The organism is Salinicola sp. 4072, assembly GCF_036663415.1.
Taxonomy (GTDB): Bacteria; Pseudomonadota; Gammaproteobacteria; order Pseudomonadales; family Halomonadaceae; genus Salinicola; species Salinicola salarius_A.
The window spans coordinates 1-1,229 of record NZ_JAXOVV010000074.1 but is presented as its reverse complement, the minus strand read 5'-3'; the positions used below and the strand labels follow the sequence as shown (position 1 = coordinate 1,229).

Sequence of the window (1,229 nt, the reverse complement as noted above, 5' to 3'; positions counted from 1 at the left end):
TAAGGAAACGCTGCATAAATCCCGCCACAGCTGCCTGATCGGCACCGGTGGGGTAGAATCTGACCTTCCTGCCACCGTCTGACAGAGCCTCCCGATGAAACAGATCTCGTTCGCCCAGGCTGAGCACCAGAACAAGAAGAAAGTTACCCGCCGCGAGCGGTTCCTGAACCAGATGGACGTCTTGCTGCCTTGGCAACGGCTGATCGACGCGCTGGCGCCGTCCTACTTCCCGAACTCGGCAGGCAGGCGCGGCCGGCCGCCTGCTGGCCTGGAACGCATGCTGCGGATCTACTTCTTGCAACAGTGGTATGCGCTGGCCGACGAGGCGCTGGAAGATGCGATCTATGACAGCCAGGCCATGCGTGACTTCATCGGACTCGATCTGGCCATCGAGAGCGTGCCGGACGCCACCACGCTGCTGCGCTTCCGTCATCTATTGGAGCAGCATGCCCTGACCCAGCGGATCTTCGAGGAGATCAATGCCAGCCTGGCCGAGCAGGGCTTGTTCATGCGCGAGGGCACCATCGTCGATGCCACCATCGTGGCGGCCGCCCCCTCCACCAAGAACCAGGCCCGGCAACGCGACCCAGAAATGAAGCAAACCAGGAAGGGCAACCAGTGGTATTTCGGCCTGAAGGCGCATATCGGCGTCGATGCGGCCACTGGACTGACCCACAGTGTCACCGCTACCTCGGCCAATGTGGCCGATGTCACCATGGCAGGCCACCTGGTCCGCGATGACGACGAGCGGGTATACGGCGATGCGGGTTACACCGGCATGGGGAAGTACCTGGGCGAAGAGAAGGACGATCCAAACGCCCGGTGCTGTGTCGCCGCCAAACGCGGCACCCTCAAGAAGCTGAAAGACAGCCCCATGAAAACGTTGCTGCTGGCGATCGAGAAGGCCAAGGCCAGCATTCGAGCCAAGGTGGAGCACCCGTTTCATGTCATCAAGAACCTCTTCGGCTACCGCAAGGTTCGCTACAAGGGGCTGGCCAAGAATCAGGCGCAGCTGTTCACCCTGTTCGCCCTCGGCAATCTGGTGCTGGCAGGGCGATGCTCAAGCCAGGCTGACGGGGTCAGTGTGTCTTGAATCTGGCTTGGTAGCCGGAAAACCCGGCTACCAGGGAAAACAGGCCACTTGACGTGGTCAGGTAATAACCGCTGAGGCGATGATCTGGCCAGACTGAACGGTTCAGCCGACCAGAACCGAATTGTTCAGCGTTTCC

Annotated in this window: 1 protein-coding gene; it reads left to right on the top strand. The window is 60.8% G+C overall.

Going from position 1 to position 1,229, the window contains the following annotated elements; translation table 11 throughout:
• Positions 1–94: 94 nt before the first annotated feature.
• Positions 95–1,093: an IS5 family transposase gene (locus tag R3F72_RS18515; RefSeq protein ID WP_087719171.1), complete on the top strand. Its 999-nt coding sequence runs from the start codon at positions 95–97 to the stop codon at positions 1,091–1,093.
• Positions 1,094–1,229: the final 136 nt, after the last annotated feature.

Bases quoted from the DNA above. Each gene is read 5' to 3' on its own strand.
- R3F72_RS18515 (WP_087719171.1), top strand. From the start codon at position 95: ATGAAACAGATCTCGTTCGCCCAGGCTGAGCACCAGAACAAGAAGAAA.